Genomic DNA, 15,930 nt, shown 5'->3' on the forward strand with positions numbered 1-15,930 from the left:
CGCCCCTGCCCAGCCCAGGAGGAGTTGGTCCCCCATGGCCGCCGCCGAACTCACCGCGCACGACCTGATCGCCAAGCACCGGCCGACGCTCGACCAGACGCTGGTGACGATCCGTACGCGCGCGTACTGGTCCCCGCACCCGGAGCACCCCAAGGCGTATGGGGAGAACGGGAGCCTGAGCATGCCCGAGGGCAAGGCCGCCTTCGACGCCCTGCTCGGCACCCGACTCGACCTCGGACAGCCCGGCACGGACGAATTCGTGGGCGGTGAAGTGTCGCCGTACGGGATCGAGTTGGGCGTGACGTACCCGCACGCCGACATCGACGTGCTGCTTCCGGCCATGCGCGCGGGCATGCGCGCGTGGCGCGAGGCGGGCGCCGAGGTGCGCGCGGTGACATGTCTGGAGATCCTGGCCCGGATCAGCGCGCGGACGCACGAGTTCGCGCACGCGGTCATGCACACCAGCGGCCAGGCCTTCATGATGGCGTTCCAGGCTGGCGGACCGCACGCGCAGGACCGCGGCCTGGAGGCGGTGGCGTACGCGTACGCGGAGCAGGTGCGGACCCCGGACACCGCGGAGTGGTCCAAGCCCCAGGGCAAGCGCGATCCCCTGGTCCTGGCCAAGGAGTTCACCCCGGTGGCGCGCGGCGTCTCCCTGCTGGTCGGCTGCAACACGTTCCCTACGTGGAACGGGTATCCGGGCCTGTTCGCCTCCCTGGCCACCGGCAACCCGGTCCTGGTGAAGCCGCACCCGCGCGCGGTGCTGCCCCTCGCGCTCACCGTGCAGGTGGCCCGCGAGGTCCTCTCCGAGGCGGGCTTCGACCCGAACCTGGTGGCGCTCGCTGCCGAGCGGCCCGGAGAGGGCATCGCCAAGGCCCTGGCCGTACGCCCCGAAATCAAGATCATCGACTACACGGGGTCCACGGCCTTCGGTGACTGGCTGGAGACGAACGCCCGGCAGGCTCAGGTCTACACGGAGAAGGCAGGCGTCAACACGGTCGTGATCGACTCGACCGACGACTACAAGGGCATGCTGGCGAACCTGGCGTTCTCGCTGTCCCTGTACAGCGGCCAGATGTGCACCACGCCGCAGAACCTCCTGGTGCCGCGCGCGGGCATCACCACGGACGAGGGCCCGAAGGCGTACGACGAGGTGGTGGCCGACCTCGCGAAGTCGGTCGGTGGCCTGCTCGGCGACGACGCCCGGGCGAACGGACTGCTGGGCGCGCTGGTCAACCCGGACGTGAAGGCCCGGCTCGACGCCGCCCCCGGCATCGGCGAAGTCGCCCTGCCATCACGGGAGATCAGCAACCCGGACTTCCCCGACGCCGTGGTCCGTACGCCGGTGATCGTGAAGCTGGACGGAGCGCGGAAATACTGGGACGGGGCGGACGCGGAAGGCGCCTACATGAGCGAGTGCTTCGGCCCGGTCTCCTTCGCGGTCTCCGTCGACTCGACCGGTGACGCGGTGGACCTCCTGCGCCACACGGTGCGCGAGAAGGGCGCCATGACGGTCGGCGCTTACACCACCTCCAAAGAGGTGGCCCGCGCCGTCGAGGACGTCTGTCTGGAGGAGTGCGCGCAGCTCTCGCTCAACCTGACGGGCGGGGTGTACGTGAACCAGACGGCGGCGTTCTCCGACTTCCACGGCTCGGGCGGCAACCCCGCAGCGAACGCGGCCCTGTGCGACGGCGCCTTCGTGGCGAACCGCTTCCGGGTGGTGGAGGTACGGCGCGCGGCCGCCTAGGGGGCCTGGGTGCTGTGTGCGCTCCAGTGGAAGAGCGTCATGCCGACGCTGGTGGCCAGGTTGTAGCTGGATACCTGCGGCCGCATCGGCAGCGACACCAACTGGTCGGCACGCGCGCGTAGTTCGGCGGAGAGGCCGCTGCGCTCGGACCCGAAGGCCAGCAGGGCGTCGTCGGGCAGCTTCAGGCCGCGGATGTCCGCGCCCTCGGGGTCGAGCGCGTACAGCGGCCCGCTCGGCAGTTCGTCGACGTCGAGCCGCTCGACGGCGGTCGCGAAGTGCAGCCCTGCCCCGCCCCGTACGACAGTGGGGTGCCAGGGGTCGAGGTCACCCGTGGTGACGACACCGGTGGCGCCGTAGCCGGCGGCGAGACGGATCACGGCGCCCGCGTTGCCGAGGTTGCGCGGGTTGTCGAGCACGACGACGGGGCTGGTGCGTGCTGGCCGCCCAAGCGCGGCGAGGTTGTCGGCCCGCGCGGGGCGCCCGGCGAGCGCGGCGACTCCGGTGGGGTGCAGCCGCGGTACGAGCCCACGCAGCACCTCCTCCGGAACCTCCACGAGGAGCCGCTCCAGGTCCCCCGCGACATCGGGGGCGAGCTCGTCGGCCAGGGCGAGCGCACCGGCCGGGTCGACGGCGAGCGCCACCGGGACGTCGGCGCCGAAGCGTACGGCGTGCTTGAGGGCGTGGAATCCATCGAGCAGCACCGCGGAGTCCGCGAGCCGCCGCCAGGCACGCACGGCGTCCTCGGCGGCCCCGTTCCCCGCGCTCTGTGGGCGCTCCGGCCGCTCGTCCCGCATGCCGCCCGCGCCGTCCGCCGTACTCGTCCCGTTCACGGCAGGAAGCCTACGTGCGCACGGCCGCCTGCTCCGCCGGCACCGGTTCGCCGTCGGCCTCCGCGAGACGGTCGGGCTCGACCTCCGCCTTCGTAGAGGAGAAAACGCGACCACGCGTGCGTGCCGCCCAGCCGCCGACGCGCACCAAGAAGGACGTCGGCAGGAACACCGCGTCCGCGGCGATCATCGCGAGCGAGAAGAACGGCAGCCCGAGCACGACGGCGATGACCGCGTGCTCCAGCATCATGAACACCAACAGGACATTCTTGAGGCGCCGGTTGAAGACGGTGAACGGAAAGGCGACCTGGACGACCACGGTCCCGTAGGTCACGAGCAGCACCATCGGGCCATACGTGGTCAGCAGGTCGCCCAGGGCGGGCCACGGCGAGAAGTAGTCCAGGTGGAGCGGGTAGTAGACCGCGGTGCCGTCCTGCCATCGGCTGCCCTGGATCTTGTACCAGCCCGCCGTCGCGTAGATCAGACACGCCTCGACCATCACCACGAGCAGCCCGGCGTTGTGCATGAGGTTGGTGACGACGTCGCACAGGAGTCGGGAATCGCCCTGCGGATCACGGCGGTTCACGGACCACCACACCGCTTGGGCCGCCCACATTCCCCAGAAGAACAGCAGCCAGCCGCCGCCGACCTTCCCGGTGAACGTCATCGCGGCGAGCAGCAGCCCCATGACCCACCACAGCACGATGCCGAACCGGTCCTCGGCCCCGCGACGCGCCCGGCGGGCGTCCAGCGACCAGACCTGCCCGCACCGCGTGAAGACGAGGTAGATCGACATGAGGTGGATGACGTTGTCGCCGCCGTCCCCCATGAAGACGCTGCGGTTCTGCAGGGACAGCACACCGATCATGAAGATGACCGACATGGTGCGGGTGCGCCAGCCCACCATCAGGAGCGCTGACGACACCACGGCCACTATGTAGACCAGTTCGAACCAGGCCTGCCCGTCGGACCACATGAGCGCGGTGAACGCGTGGTTGTCCTCGGTGAGCTGTTGCGCCATGCCCCAGCTCCACGGCCCGTCGGGGCCGTACATCTCCTGCCGGTGCGGGAACTCGCGCAGCAGGAAGAGCAGCCAGGTCGCGGAGAACCCGATGCGGATCACGGCGCTCTGATAGGGGCCGAGCGCGGCCCCGGTGATCTTCTGGAGACCGTCGCTCAGCCGCTGCTGCGCTCGGCTCATGGGACCCGTGCTGTCCATGGGGCGCATGTCGCTCATGGGGCGCGTGTCGCTCATCGGTCACCACCCGCCGGGGCCTGCAGGCGCACGCGCGTGCCGCTGTCGAGCGGTGCGTCGCTCGAGGTGACCGTCCACCACGGCACCACCCGGTACGCCGGTTTCTGGTCCACCTTCTCGTCACTCCACTTCGGGGACTCGACCGCGGTCGTCATCGAGCGGATCTGCACGCGCTCGATCTGCTCGCCCTTGCCCGCGGCCCCGAGCCGGTCGAGGCGCAGCACGAGGATGCGGCGGAGGTACTGCTCGGACAGGGTGCCGCGCAGACCATTCGGCCGGTTCTGCGCGTCGTGGGTGCCCGTGTAGACGTCCCAGGCGCGGCGCAGCTCGTTCTGCTGGGTGTGGCTGGGCAGCAGGTTCCCGTCGATGGCGGCGCCGTCCTGCGCGGACAGGCCGTACCAGCGGGTCGCGCGCAGCTCGCCGTCGGTCGTGCGCAGCTCGGCGCGGGCCTGCACCGCGATGTTCTGCTGCAGCGGGTTGGGCGCGAACAGCTTCCAGTTCTGCTCGAACTCCGGGTAGACCCACGCGCCGACGAGCGCACCGTGCTGCTTGCTGATCGTGTTCGACGGCGCGACGTGCAGGAACACCATCAGGATGTGGACGCAGGTGAAGAGCGCGACACCGATGAGCGCGAGAACGGCGGTCAGCTGATAACCGGGGGAGAGCGCCGCGATCCCACGTCGCTCGGGCACCTCGGACCGCCCCTCGCCCGACTCCGGTCCTGACGGCTCTGACGGCTCTGACGATCCCGGTGACGAGGGTCCCGACGGCTCGGGCAGGCGGGGTCCCGGCGGAGCCGATGGCTCCGTCGTGAGCCGGGCGCCCTCGTCCGCGGCGCCTGCTTCTGTCTCCATCGGTGCTCCCCGATCCCGATCCGGTCTGGCGGTCCCCGACCCATCCGCCGAGCGAACCGTACTGGGGAGCGCCCGCACGGCACAGTCGTCCGAGGTTATCCACAGGCCGCCCGCACAGGGTTGACACCTTACGGCGCCGAGACCCACCATTGAATCCGACGAACCGAACGATCGGTCGGGAGCTGGTGAGGCCCCCGGTCCGAGGTCGGGCAACCAAGGTCGAGGGGGACCGGGCATGGCGACAGCAACCCCGCAGCACCGCACAGCCGAAGCAGGGGCGGACGGCGCCGCCGAGTCGGCCGACGCCGCGTTCCAGGCCGTGTTCGACGCGGCGGTGGCAGCGGACGAGCGCATCGAGCCCCGCGACTGGATGCCCGACGCCTACCGTGCGACGCTCGTGCGCCAGATCGCCCAGCACGCCCACTCCGAGATCATCGGCATGCAGCCGGAGGCGAACTGGATCACGCGCGCCCCCTCGCTGCGCCGCAAGGCGATCCTGATGGCGAAGGTCCAGGACGAGGCGGGGCACGGCCTCTACCTCTACAGCGCGGCGGAAACGCTCGGCACGGGCCGCGACGAGCTGCTCGACAAGCTGCACAGCGGTCGCCAGAAATACTCCTCGATCTTCAATTACCCGACGCTGACCTGGGCCGACGTCGGAGCGATCGGCTGGCTCGTGGACGGCGCGGCGATCACCAACCAGGTGCCGCTGTGCCGCTGCTCTTACGGTCCTTACGCGCGGGCGATGGTGCGGGTCTGCAAGGAGGAGTCCTTCCACCAGCGCCAGGGATACGAGCTGCTGCTCGCGCTCAGCCGCGGCACCGAGGCCCAGCACGCGATGGCCCAGGACGCCGTGGACCGCTGGTGGTGGCCGTCCCTGATGATGTTCGGGCCGCCCGACGACGAGTCCGCGCACTCCGCGCAGTCCATGGAGTGGAAGATCAAGCGGCACTCGAACGACGAGCTGCGCCAGCGCTTCGTGGACATCTGTGTCCCCCAGGCCGAGTCCCTCGGACTCACACTCCCCGACCCGGAGCTGAGGTGGAACGAGGAGCGGGGGCAGCACGATTTCGGCGCCATCGACTGGTCGGAGTTCAAGGCAGTCCTCAAGGGCGACGGGCCGTGCAACGAACAGCGCATCACCCAGCGCAAGCGTGCCCACGACGAGGGCGCGTGGGTGCGCGAGGCCGCCGCGGCCCACGCGGCCAAGCACTCCCCGGCGGCTTCCGGGGCGACGCGAGAAGGCAGGGCGGCATGAGCGACACCCCGAGCAGCGCCTCCGATACCGGTACCGGCACCGGCTCCCCCGGCGCCGATTCCTCCGGCACCGCGGACTGGCCCCTGTGGGAGGTCTTCGTGCGCTCCCGCCGCGGCCTCTCCCACACGCACGCCGGCAGCCTGCACGCCCCGGACGCGGAGCTGGCACTGCGCAACGCGCGCGACCTCTACACCCGTCGCGGCGAGGGCGTCTCCCTGTGGGTCGTGCCGTCCGCGGCGATCACCGCCTCCTCGCCGGACGAGAAGGACCCGTTCTTCGAGCCCGCCGCCGACAAGCCCTACCGGCACCCGACGTTCTACGAGATCCCGGAAGGGGTGAAGCACCTGTGACGCGCCCTGGGACGACGCAGCCTGATACGACGCGGCCCCGCACGCACGGCACGGCCGACACCGCATCCGCCGCCGTGGCCCTCGGTGACGACGCTCTGGTGCTCTCGCACCGTCTGGGGGAGTGGGCGGGCCACGCACCGGTCCTCGAAGAGGAGCTGGCCCTCGCGAACATCGCGCTCGACCTGCTCGGCCAGGCCCGCGTCCTACTGAGCCTGGTGGGCGACGAGGACGAGCTGGCGTACCTGCGCGAGGAGCGCGCCTTCCGCAACGCGCAACTGGTCGAGCAGCCGAACGGGGACTTCGCCCACACCATCATCCGGCAGCTCTACTTCTCGACCTACCAGCAGCTCCTGTACGCCCAACTGGCCGAGACAGACTCCGAGTTCGCTCCACTGGCCGCCAAGGCGGTCAAGGAGGTCGCCTACCACCAGGACCACGCCCGGCAGTGGACGCTGCGCCTCGGGGACGGCACGGAGGAGAGCCACACACGGACGCAGCACGCGGTCGACGCGTTGTGGCGGTACACCGGCGAGCTGTTCCAGCCGGTTCCCGGCCTGGGGTTCAACCCGCAGATATTGCAGGCCAGTTGGACCTCGACCATCGCCGGCACGCTGCGGGAGGCGACGCTGACCGTGCCCGAGGGCCCGCAGCTCGGCGCCTGGAGCGCCGGGGCCGGCCGGCAGGGCGTGCACACCGAGTCCTTCGGCAGGATGCTCGCCGAGATGCAGCATCTGCACCGCAGCCACCCGGGGGCGTCATGGTGACCACGGCGCACACCTACCAGGGCCCGCGAGCCGGGGACCAGCAGGAGACCCCGCTCGAAGCCGAACTGCGCGGGTTGGCCGGTTCCGTGCCCGACCCCGAGCTGCCCGTCCTGAACCTGGAGGAGCTGGGCGTGCTGCGCGCTGTGCACCTGCACGGGCCCGGCCGCGTGGAGGTCGAGCTGAGTCCCACGTACACCGGCTGTCCCGCGATCGAGACGATGTCGGCGGACATCGAGCGGGTGCTGCACGAGCACGGGATCCCCGAGGTCACCGTCCGCCCGGTACTCACCCCGGCCTGGTCGACGGACGACATCACTCCTGAAGGCCGCCGCAAGCTGCGGGAGTTCGGCATAGCGCCGCCGCGCACCACCCGCGCACCGGCGGACCCGGTCACGCTCTCCCTCGGCCCCACCCGGCACGCCGCCGCCCCGGCCACCGCGGAGCCCATCGCCTGCCCGCACTGCGGGTCGACGGACACCGAACTGCTGAGCCGGTTCTCCTCCACCGCCTGCAAGGCGCTGCGCCGCTGCCTGTCCTGCCGCGAACCCTTCGACCACTTCAAGGAGTTGTGATGGCGCACGAATGGGGACGGGCCCGATTCCACCGGCTCCGCGTCGCGGCGGTGGACCGACTCACCGACGACTCCGTGGCACTGACCCTCGCCGTACCGCCCCCGCTGCGCGAGGCGTACCGCTTCACTCCGGGGCAGCACCTCGCCCTGCGCCGCACCGTGGACGGAGCGGAGATCCGGCGCACGTACTCGATCTGCTCGACCGCCCCGGCGGACGAGGGACCGAGCAGCCTCCGGGTCGGCGTGCGCCTGGTCGACGACGGCGCCTTCTCCACGTACGCACACAAGGAGATCGCCGTCGGTGACGAGCTGGAGGCGATGACCCCGGCCGGCCGCTTCACCCTCGACCCGAGCCCCACCGCAGCCGACACCGGCTCCGCGCCCGCAGCCACCACCGGCCACTACGTCGCGGTGGTCGGCGGCAGCGGCATCACCCCGGTCCTGTCCATCGCCGGCACCCTCCTGGACCGGGCACCGCACGCGCGGTTCTGCCTGATACGCAGCGACCGCAGCACCGCGTCGACGATGTTCCTGGAGGAGGTCGCCGACCTGAAGGATCGGTACCCGGACCGGTTCCAGCTGGTCACCGTGCTCTCCCGGGAGGATCAGCAGGCGGGCCTGGCGTCCGGTCGGCTCGACCAGGAGCGGCTCACCGAGCTGCTGCCCGCACTGCTGCCGGTGGAGCGGGTGGCGGGCTGGTACCTGTGCGGACCGTACGGGCTCGTGCAGGGCGCCGAGCGGGCGCTGCGCACACTCTGCGTACGGCGCGAGCGCGTCCACGAGGAGATATTCCACGTCGACGAGGGGCCGGCCCGGGACCGGCAGGCCGCACCGGCGCCGGCATTCGCGCCCGCGCACAGCACGGTGACCGCGCAGCTCGACGGACGTTCGGGCAGCTGGTCCGTCCAGGACGGCGAGTCCCTCCTGGAGGCCGTGCTGCGCAACCGACCGGACGCGCCGTACGCCTGCAAGGGAGGCGTGTGCGGGACCTGCCGCGCCTTCCTGGTCTCGGGGGAGGTCCGCATGGACCGGAACTTCGCGCTGGAGGCGGAGGAGACCGAAGCGGGTTACGTGCTGGCCTGCCAGTCGCATCCGACCACGGAGAAGGTGGAACTCGACTTCGACCGCTGAGCCGCTGAGCCTCCGAACGCGCAGGGCCTGCTGTTCGCTGTTCCCTTCTCGTAGAACCTGTTCTATCTTGACGCCCCGTCAGATCACGGACGCGGTACGGCAGGACCGGTAGGAATGACAGGACCGGCAGGACCGGCAGGAACGGGAGGCAGGGCCAGTGGACTTCACCTTCTCCGAGGAGCAACAGGCGGCCGTCGAGGCGGCGCAGGCGGTGTTCGGGCCGGTCGCGCCGGACAGCGTGCCCAGTCCCTCACTCACCTCGGGCGCGGTCGCCGAGGACTTCGACCAGGCGCTGTGGGCGAAGGCCGCCGACGCCGATCTGCTCAGCCTGCTGATCGGCCCCGAACTCGGTGGAGCGGGACTCGACGTCATCGCGCTCTGCCTGGTGCTGCGCGAATCGGCCAAGGTCCTCGCCCGGATCCCGCTCCTTGAACACAGCGCGGCCGCCACGGTCGTACAGGCCTGCGGCAGAGCGGAGTTGCGGCAGGAGATCCTCCCCCGCGCCGCGCGCGGCGAACTCGTGCTGACCGTCGCCTCCGCGGGCCACACCGGGCACGACCCTGCCGAACTGGCGGTGACCGCACGCAAGGAGCCCGCCGTGGGGCCGGACGCCGGACCGGACGCCGGACCGGGCACCTGGGTGCTCGACGGCGTGCAGACGGCCGTGCCCTGGGCCTTCGGCGCCGACCGGATCCTCGTCCCGGCCCACACCGGCGAGGGCGAAGCGGTGCTGGCGGTGCTCCCGGGACCGTTCGCCGACGTACCGGGGCTCACACTCGCCGAGCAGATATCGACGACCGGCGAGCGGCAGGCCGAGCTGCGCCTGGACGGCGTGCGCGTCGAGGCACCGCACCTCATCGAGGACGCCAGGGCCTGGCCGCGCCTGCACGACCTGCTCGCCACCGGCACCTGTGCGCTCGCGCTCGGCCTCGGTGAAGGCGTGCTGAAGATGACCAGCGACTACGCGGGCAAGCGCGAGCAGTTCGGTTACCCCATCGCCACGTTCCAGGCCGTGGCCGTGCAGGCCGCCGACCGCTATATCGACCTGCGCGCCATGGAAGCCACCCTGTGGCAGGCGGCCTGGCGCATCAGCAGCGAGGCGAGCGGCCCGCTACCGGTCGCGGGAGACGTGGCGGTCGCCAAGACCTGGGCGTCCGACGGCGTGCGACGTGTCGTGCAGACTGCACAGCACCTGCACGGCGGCTTCGGCGCGGACACGGACTACCCGCTGCACCGCTATCACGCGTGGGCGAAGCACCTGGAGCTCTCGCTCGGCCCGGCCGCCGCCCACGAGGAGGCACTCGGCGACCTACTGGCGGCGCACCCCCTCGGCTGAGCGGGCCCGTCCGAAGAGAAGCAGGCCCGTCCGAAGAGATCCGGAGAGATCCGGAGAGATCCGGAGAGATCCGGAGAGAAAGGCCTCAGGCCACGGCGCCCGGCTGCCCGTTGTCGTCCACGACGGCGCGGCCGGCCGCCTCCCAGGCCTGCATGCCCCCGTCGACGTTCACCGCGTCGACGCCCTGCTGAGCCAGGTACATCGTCACCTGGGCGGAGCGCCCGCCGGAGCGGCAGATCACGTTGACGCGGCCGTCCTGCGGCGCCGCCTCGGTCAACTCGCCGTAGCGGGCGACGAATTCGCTCATCGGAATGTGCAGCGCACCCGCCGCGTGACCCGCCTGCCACTCGTCGTCCTCACGGACGTCGAGGAGGAAGTCCTCTTCCTTGAGCTCGTCGACAGCGACCGTGGGCACACCAGAACCGAAAACCATGCCCCCGACGCTACCCTCTCGGACCCCGGGACTCAGGACGCGGTCAGCCGCTCCAGCTCGGACTCACGCTCGGCGACCTGTGCAAGGAGCTTCTCGCCGATCTCGTCGAGCAAGGTGTCCGGGTCGTCGGGCGCCATCCGCAGCATCGAGCCGATCGCGCTCTCCTCCAGCTCCTGCGCCACCGCCGTGAGCAGTTCCTTGCGCTGCGCCAGCCACTCGAGGCGGGCGTACAGCTCCTCGCTCTCGGTCGGCTGCTGCTCGGGCGGCTTGGGACCCGCGGCCCACTCCTCGGCCAGCTCGCGCAGCAACGCCGCGTCACCCCGGCCGTACGCCGCGTTCACCCGGGAGATGAACTCGTCGCGCCGCTCCCGCTCACTGTCGTCCTGCGCCAGGTCCGGGTGCGCCTTGCGGGCCAGCTCGCGGTAGAGCTTGCGCGCCTCCTCGCTGGGCCGTACCCGCTGCGGCGGCCGCACCGGCTGATCGGTCAGCATCGCGGTGGCCTCGGGGAACAGTCCGTCCCCGTCCATCCACCCGTGGAACAGCTCCTCGACGCCCGGCATCGGCATCACCCGCGCCCGCGCCTCGTCGGCCCTGCGAAGGTCCTCCGCGTCACCGGTGCGGGCCGCCGTCGCCTCCGCGATCAGCGCCTCCAGCTCGTCGAGCCGCGTGTACATCGGCCCGAGCTTCTGGTGGTGCAGGCGCGAGAAGTTCTCCACCTCGACCCGGAAGGTCTCCACGGCGATCTCGAACTCGATCAACGCCTGCTCGGCGGCGCGCACGGCCCGCTCGAGGCGCGCCTCCGGCCGCTCCGCGCTCCGCTCTTGGGCCCGCTCGTTGAGGCGTTCCTTCAGGCGGTCCTTGAGGCGCTCCCGAGGTTGCTCCTCCGGCCGCCCTGCCGCATCGTCGGTCTCCGGGGTCGTCACACGACCAGCGTAGGGCACGGTGTTGACCGCACCCGAACGGCAACGGCAACGCCCCTGATCGACGAAGCCCGGCGTAACCCGACGACCCGACGCAACCCGACCCAACCCGCCGAAGCCCTACGAAGCCGCCCCCGCACGGGCGAAGCCATCCCGCACTGCCGCCACCGCCCGCTCCTCACAGACGCCCCGCCTCAAACGCCCGCCTCCGCCGCCACCCGCCCCTCACGCACGGCCCGCACAAGGTCCCCGTGGTCGGCCTCGGTCCGGTCCGCGTAGGTGACGGCGAACGCGGCCACCGCCTCGTCCAGCTCCTCGTTCTTGCCGCAGTACCCGGCGACGAGCCGCGGGTCGGCGCTGTGCGCGTGGGCGCGGGCGAGCAGGGCGCCGGTCATCCGGGCGTAGTCGTCGATCTGGTCGGCGGCGAGGGCGGCCGGGTCGACGCTGCCCTTTCGGTTCCTGAACTGCCGGACCTGGAAAGGACGTCCGTCGACCGTGGTCCAGCCGAGCAGGATGTCGCTGACGACCTGCATCCGCTTCTGCCCGAGCACCACCCGCCTGCCCTCGTGCTCGACGGGCTCCGCCGCGAACCCGGCCGCCGACAGGTGCGGGAGCAGCGCTGAGGGCCGCGCCTCCTTCACCTGCAGCACCAGCGGCTCGCCCCGGTGGTCGAGGAGCAGCACCACGTAGGAGCGGGTGCCGACGCTGCCGGTGCCGACGACGCGGAAGGCCACGTCATGGATCGCGTACCGACCGAGCAGCGGCAGCCGGTCCGCGGACAGTGTGTCCAGATAGGGGCCCAGCGCGCTCGCGACGGCCGCGGCCTCCGCGTCGGGCACCGAGCGCAGCACCGGCGGCGCGTCCACGAACCGCCGTCCGCCGCCTTCCACCGCGACCGTGGACTTGGCCGCGTACCGTCCGCTGGTGTTCTTGCTGGCCTTCTCGGAGACCCGCTCCAGGGTGCCGAGCAGATCGCGGGCGTTCGCGTGGGAGACCAGTTCCTCGTCGGCGATCGCGTTCCACGCCTCCAGGACGGGGAGTTTCGCGAGGAGCCGCATGGTGCGCCGGTAGGCGCCGACGGCGTCGTGCGCCGCTTCCTTGCAGGTGTCCTCGTCGGCCCCCGCCTCCCGGCCGGCGAGCACGAGCGACGTGGCGAGCCGCTTCAGGTCCCATTCCCAGGGGCCGTGCACCGTCTCGTCGAAGTCGTTGAGGTCGATGACGAGGCCGCCGCGCGCGTCCGCGTAGAGGCCGAAGTTGGCCGCGTGCGCGTCACCGCATATCTGGGCGCCGATGCCGGTCACCGGCGTGCGCGCGAGGTCGTACGCCATCAGGCCCGCGGAGCCGCGCAGGAACGCGAAGGGGGTGGCGGCCATCCGTCCGACACGGATCGGCGTGAGCTCGGGGATCCGGCCGCGGTTGGACTCCTCGACGGCGGCCGGTCCGTCGGGCCGGTCCGGGTCCGCCGCGAAGTCGCGGTGCGCGCTCCGCGGCACCTGCCCCCGCAGCGCCTTGCCCGCCGCCTTGGGCGTGCCGCCCGAGCCTCCCGCGGGCTCCGCGAACCCCGGCACCCGCGGCAGCCGCCGCGCCCCTGCCTCCGCGGACTTCCGCGTCCCGCCCTGCCGCGGCACCGCCACGTGATCCGATCCGCCCACGTCCGACCGCCTCCCCCATGCCGTGCCTCTGCCGTGCCTCGTATGTGATCGGTCACGACCGTACCGCCGGGCCGGAAAACCCGTCAGGGCCTGTGGAAAACCCTCAGCACGTGCACAACTCGCTCACTCCACGGGCCGGTTGCTCCCAGAACTCGAACCCCGGCCGTCACTTCCAGCCGTCACTTCCGGCCGTCACTTCCGGAACTCCTCCGGACACGTCCCGCCCTCGGCACCCAGATATGTCCCGGCCCAGTCGCCCAGCTCCCGCAGCGAAGGCTGCAGCGCGGCGCCCGCCGCCGAGAGCCGGTACGAGACGCGCAACGGCGGCCCTTCGTCGACCTGCCGTACGACGAGGCCGGCCGCGCCGAGCTCGGTCAGCCGGTCGGAGAGCATCCGCTCGCTGATGCCCGGAATGGCCCTTCGCAGGTCCGCGAAGTGTCGGGGGCCGCCCATCAGGACGGACACGATCAGCCCCGTCCAGCGCTTGCCCAGCAGTCCGAAGACGCGCGTCATGCCGATGTCGACCGTCGAACACCCGTGGGGTTCTTGGGTCACGGCGCCTCCCGCACACGCCTCGCTCATGTCTTCCCCGTTGCCCACCATGCCTCCAGGGTACTGCGTTCTCGTATGGGGGTGAAAAAAAGTAAGTACCTGTGCTATTAATAGTTACATACTCAATTACGGCTCCCTCAACCCTCGGGGGCGCCCTCAACCCTCACGGGAGAGAACCATGGCCACCCTGCTCCACATCGACTCCTCCGTCTTCGACGGCCAGGCCTCCGCGTCCCGCGCCGTCACGGACGCCTTCCGCAAGGCCTGGGAGGAGCAGCACCCGGAGGGCACCGTCGTCTACCGCGACCTGGCCGCGGCCCCGGTGCCGCACATCACCGCCGAGGCCCACGTGGCCGGCTTCGTCCCCGCCGACGCGCACACGCCGGAGCAGGCCGCCGCCTTCGCCGAGCGCGTCAAGCTCATCGAGGAGCTGGAGCAGGCGGACGCCATCCTGATCGGCGCCCCGATGTACAACTTCTCGATCCCCTCCACGCTGAAGGCGTGGCTGGACAACGTCATCCTCATGGGCCGCACCTCGGGCCCCGAGACCCAGTCCGCCAAGGGCACCCCGGTCACCGTCGTCGCCAGCCGCGGCGGCTCCTACGCGCCGGGCACCCCGCGCGAGGGCTTCGAGTACGTGCAGAACTTCCTGGGCGCGACCCTGCGCGACGGCCTCGGCCTCGACCTGGACTTCATCGTCCCGGAGCTGACGATGGCCCCGCAGAACCCGGCGATGGCCGAGCTCGTCCCGCTCTACGAGGCCTCCCGCGCCAAGGCCCTCACGGACGCCGAGGAAAAGGGCAAGACGCTCGCCTCCCGCTTCGCCGCCTGAGCACGCGCGACCACGCGCGCGTAGTGAGCGTGACATAACCCACAGGGCCCCACGACCGACCGGTTCGTGGGGCCCTGTGGGCATGCGCACCCACCTGTGGCGGGCAACTTTGTCGAGCAACGCAAAAGCCCCGCAGATCCAAGGATCTGCGGGGCTTTTCACTGTGCGCGAGGGGGGATTTGAACCCCCACGTCCCGAAGGACACTGGCACCTGAAGCCAGCGCGTCTGCCGTTCCGCCACTCGCGCAATCGAGTGTGTCTTCCGAACTCTGCGCCCTTTCGGGCCCGGCGCCTTCCGACGAACAAAACATTAGCACGCTGCAGACGGCGGATTCACATCCGTTCAACCGGCCCCCCACCGGGCATCCGGAGCCGGATCGCCCACAGCCCACAGCCGCGTACGGGACACTGTTCAGAGGCCACCTCTACGATCCCCAGACAAGGGGCCCGGTTGAGGGGCTGTGAGCGTCGACACTCATCGAGCAGGCGGACAGGGGGAACCAGCCGATTTCCCGACGCGTGGATACGATCAGTAAGCAGTACCAAGCAGGCAGGACCGCAAAGAAGGAGGAGGTGCCCCATGGGAGTCCTGAAGAAGTTTGAACAGCGCCTCGAGGGGCTGGTCAACGGCACCTTCGCCAAGGTCTTCAAGTCCGAGGTGCAGCCCGTCGAGATCGCCGGGGCGCTGCAGCGCGAGTGCGACAACAACGCCACGATCTGGAACCGCGACCGGACGGTCGTCCCCAATGACTTCATCGTGGAACTCAGCGCGCCCGACTACGAGCGCCTGAGCCCCTACTCGGGGCAGCTCGGTGACGAGCTGTCAGGCATGGTGCGCGACTACGCGAAGCAGCAGCGCTACAGCTTCATGGGCCCCATCAAGGTGCACCTGGAGAAGGCGGACGACCTGGACACGGGTCTGTACCGGGTACGCAGCCGCACCCTCGCGTCCTCCACCAGCCAGGACAGGCCGGCACAGCAGCAGCGCCCCGCCCCGGCCGCCCGGCCGAACCAGGCGCCCGGTGGCTACGGATACCCGCAGCCCACCGCGGCCCCGCCGATGCCCTCCGCCCCGCCGCCGGCCCGTCCGGCGCAGGCATCCCAGCCGGCACCCGCGGCACAGGGACAGCAGCCCGACGCGGGCCCGCTGCCCGGCGCCCGCATGCGCCACTGGATCGAGATCAATGGCTCACGCCACCAGATCTCCCGCGCCACCCTCGTGCTCGGCCGGTCCACCGAGGCCGACGTGCGGATCGACGACCCCGGCGTATCGCGCCGGCACTGCGAGATCCGGACCGGAACGCCCTCGACGATCCAGGATCTCGGATCCACCAACGGCATCGTGGTGGACGGGCAGCACACCACCCGCGCTACGCTCCGCGACGGCTCGCGGATCGTCGTGGGCCAAACCACCATCGTTTATCGGCAAGCCGAAGGGTGAAGCGGGG

At 71.1% G+C, this 15,930-nt stretch carries 16 protein-coding genes and 1 tRNA gene; 9 read left to right on the forward strand and 8 right to left on the reverse strand.

Features of this window, described 5'->3' with window-relative positions:
• Window positions 1-34 precede the first annotated feature (34 nt).
• Window positions 35-1,747: a phenylacetic acid degradation protein PaaN gene (paaN, locus tag ABT004_RS17410; protein WP_351337272.1), complete on the forward strand. Its 1,713-nt coding sequence runs from the start codon at window positions 35-37 to the stop codon at window positions 1,745-1,747.
• On the opposite strand, the gene ABT004_RS17415 is transcribed toward paaN, so the two are convergent.
• Genes ABT004_RS17415 through ABT004_RS17425 form a run of 3 tightly spaced genes read right to left on the reverse strand, consistent with a single transcriptional unit; the run spans window position 1,744 to window position 4,683 of the window.
• Window positions 1,744-2,541: a TrmH family RNA methyltransferase gene (locus ABT004_RS17415; protein WP_351337364.1), complete on the reverse strand. Its 798-nt coding sequence runs from the start codon at window positions 2,539-2,541 to the stop codon at window positions 1,744-1,746. The genes paaN and ABT004_RS17415 overlap by 4 nt on opposite strands.
• A gap of 46 nt (window positions 2,542-2,587) precedes the next feature.
• Entirely contained in the window at window positions 2,588-3,829 is a 1,242-nt protein-coding gene (locus ABT004_RS17420; protein ID WP_451187796.1) for an HTTM domain-containing protein, read from the reverse strand.
• A complete protein-coding gene (locus ABT004_RS17425; protein WP_351337275.1) occupies window positions 3,826-4,683 on the reverse strand; it encodes a DUF5819 family protein in 858 nt (285 codons plus the stop codon). Before ABT004_RS17425 ends, ABT004_RS17420 begins: the two co-directional genes overlap by 4 nt.
• A 235-nt stretch (window positions 4,684-4,918) precedes the next feature.
• Here ABT004_RS17425 and paaA point away from each other — a divergent pair, with 235 nt between their 5' ends.
• From paaA to ABT004_RS17455, 6 genes are all read left to right on the forward strand, one after another.
• Window positions 4,919-5,941, forward strand: a complete 1,023-nt coding sequence (gene paaA / locus ABT004_RS17430) for a 1,2-phenylacetyl-CoA epoxidase subunit PaaA (protein ID WP_351337278.1) — start codon at window positions 4,919-4,921, stop codon at window positions 5,939-5,941.
• The gene (gene paaB, locus ABT004_RS17435; RefSeq protein ID WP_351337281.1) at window positions 5,938-6,291 is read left to right on the forward strand and encodes a 1,2-phenylacetyl-CoA epoxidase subunit PaaB; all 354 of its coding nucleotides are present in this window, start codon (window positions 5,938-5,940) and stop codon (window positions 6,289-6,291) included. The genes paaA and paaB overlap by 4 nt, the downstream gene beginning before the upstream one ends.
• Window positions 6,288-7,055 (forward strand): 1,2-phenylacetyl-CoA epoxidase subunit PaaC, encoded by a 768-nt coding sequence (gene paaC, locus ABT004_RS17440; protein WP_451187790.1) that lies wholly within the window; start codon window positions 6,288-6,290, stop codon window positions 7,053-7,055. The genes paaB and paaC overlap by 4 nt, the downstream gene beginning before the upstream one ends.
• On the forward strand, window positions 7,049-7,627 hold the full coding sequence (paaD, locus tag ABT004_RS17445) for a 1,2-phenylacetyl-CoA epoxidase subunit PaaD (RefSeq protein ID WP_351337284.1): 579 nt from the start codon (window positions 7,049-7,051) through the stop codon (window positions 7,625-7,627). The genes paaC and paaD overlap by 7 nt, the downstream gene beginning before the upstream one ends.
• Window positions 7,627-8,757: a 1,2-phenylacetyl-CoA epoxidase subunit PaaE gene (gene paaE / locus ABT004_RS17450; protein WP_351337286.1), complete on the forward strand. Its 1,131-nt coding sequence runs from the start codon at window positions 7,627-7,629 to the stop codon at window positions 8,755-8,757. Before paaD ends, paaE begins: the two co-directional genes overlap by 1 nt.
• A gap of 157 nt (window positions 8,758-8,914) precedes the next feature.
• Complete coding sequence (locus tag ABT004_RS17455) at window positions 8,915-10,093, forward strand: acyl-CoA dehydrogenase family protein (RefSeq protein ID WP_351337289.1); 1,179 nt, start codon at window positions 8,915-8,917, stop codon at window positions 10,091-10,093.
• A gap of 85 nt (window positions 10,094-10,178) precedes the next feature.
• Here ABT004_RS17455 and ABT004_RS17460 read toward each other — a convergent pair whose 3' ends face one another.
• The 4 genes from ABT004_RS17460 to ABT004_RS17475 all read right to left on the reverse strand — a co-directional run bounded on the left by ABT004_RS17460 (window position 10,179) and on the right by ABT004_RS17475 (window position 13,680).
• Window positions 10,179-10,508 carry a rhodanese-like domain-containing protein gene (locus tag ABT004_RS17460; protein ID WP_266718725.1) on the reverse strand — a complete coding sequence of 110 codons (330 nt, stop codon included), beginning with the start codon at window positions 10,506-10,508 and terminating at the stop codon, window positions 10,179-10,181.
• A 50-nt stretch (window positions 10,509-10,558) separates the two neighbouring features.
• On the reverse strand, window positions 10,559-11,377 hold the full coding sequence (locus tag ABT004_RS17465) for a J domain-containing protein (RefSeq protein WP_351337377.1): 819 nt from the start codon (window positions 11,375-11,377) through the stop codon (window positions 10,559-10,561).
• A 263-nt stretch (window positions 11,378-11,640) separates the two neighbouring features.
• Window positions 11,641-13,080 (reverse strand): DUF2252 domain-containing protein, encoded by a 1,440-nt coding sequence (locus ABT004_RS17470; protein WP_351337379.1) that lies wholly within the window; start codon window positions 13,078-13,080, stop codon window positions 11,641-11,643.
• 210 nt (window positions 13,081-13,290) lie between these two features.
• Window positions 13,291-13,680, reverse strand: coding sequence for a winged helix-turn-helix transcriptional regulator (locus ABT004_RS17475; protein ID WP_351337382.1), 390 nt, complete (start codon window positions 13,678-13,680; stop codon window positions 13,291-13,293).
• A 148-nt stretch (window positions 13,681-13,828) separates the two neighbouring features.
• Here ABT004_RS17475 and ABT004_RS17480 point away from each other — a divergent pair, with 148 nt between their 5' ends.
• Entirely contained in the window at window positions 13,829-14,482 is a 654-nt protein-coding gene (locus ABT004_RS17480) for an FMN-dependent NADH-azoreductase (protein ID WP_351337291.1), read from the forward strand.
• Window positions 14,483-14,646: 164 nt separating this feature from the next.
• On the opposite strand, the gene ABT004_RS17485 is transcribed toward ABT004_RS17480, so the two are convergent.
• Window positions 14,647-14,729, reverse strand: a tRNA-Leu gene (locus ABT004_RS17485).
• 333 nt (window positions 14,730-15,062) lie between these two features.
• Here ABT004_RS17485 and ABT004_RS17490 point away from each other — a divergent pair.
• A complete protein-coding gene (locus ABT004_RS17490) occupies window positions 15,063-15,923 on the forward strand; it encodes an FHA domain-containing protein (protein WP_351337294.1) in 861 nt (286 codons plus the stop codon).
• The last annotated feature ends 7 nt before the right edge of the window (window positions 15,924-15,930 follow it).

The sequence above is a fragment of the Streptomyces sp. NPDC002790 genome (assembly GCF_040295505.1).
GTDB lineage: Bacteria > Actinomycetota > Actinomycetes > Streptomycetales > Streptomycetaceae > Streptomyces.

What these genes read in the sequence shown, in the direction of transcription:
- ABT004_RS17425 (WP_351337275.1), bottom strand. Translation starts at nt 4,683, where the DNA reads ATGGAGACAGAAGCAGGCGCCGCGGACGAGGGCGCCCGGCTCACGACG.
- paaA (WP_351337278.1), top strand. Translation starts at nt 4,919, where the DNA reads ATGGCGACAGCAACCCCGCAGCACCGCACAGCCGAAGCAGGGGCGGAC.
- ABT004_RS17420 (WP_451187796.1), bottom strand. Translation starts at nt 3,829, where the DNA reads ATGAGCGACACGCGCCCCATGAGCGACATGCGCCCCATGGACAGCACG.
- paaN (WP_351337272.1), top strand. Translation starts at nt 35, where the DNA reads ATGGCCGCCGCCGAACTCACCGCGCACGACCTGATCGCCAAGCACCGG.
- ABT004_RS17475 (WP_351337382.1), bottom strand. Translation starts at nt 13,680, where the DNA reads ATGAGCGAGGCGTGTGCGGGAGGCGCCGTGACCCAAGAACCCCACGGG.
- ABT004_RS17480 (WP_351337291.1), top strand. Translation starts at nt 13,829, where the DNA reads ATGGCCACCCTGCTCCACATCGACTCCTCCGTCTTCGACGGCCAGGCC.
- paaD (WP_351337284.1), top strand. Translation starts at nt 7,049, where the DNA reads ATGGTGACCACGGCGCACACCTACCAGGGCCCGCGAGCCGGGGACCAG.
- paaE (WP_351337286.1), top strand. Translation starts at nt 7,627, where the DNA reads ATGGCGCACGAATGGGGACGGGCCCGATTCCACCGGCTCCGCGTCGCG.
- paaB (WP_351337281.1), top strand. Translation starts at nt 5,938, where the DNA reads ATGAGCGACACCCCGAGCAGCGCCTCCGATACCGGTACCGGCACCGGC.
- ABT004_RS17490 (WP_351337294.1), top strand. Translation starts at nt 15,063, where the DNA reads ATGGGAGTCCTGAAGAAGTTTGAACAGCGCCTCGAGGGGCTGGTCAAC.
- ABT004_RS17415 (WP_351337364.1), bottom strand. Translation starts at nt 2,541, where the DNA reads ATGCGGGACGAGCGGCCGGAGCGCCCACAGAGCGCGGGGAACGGGGCC.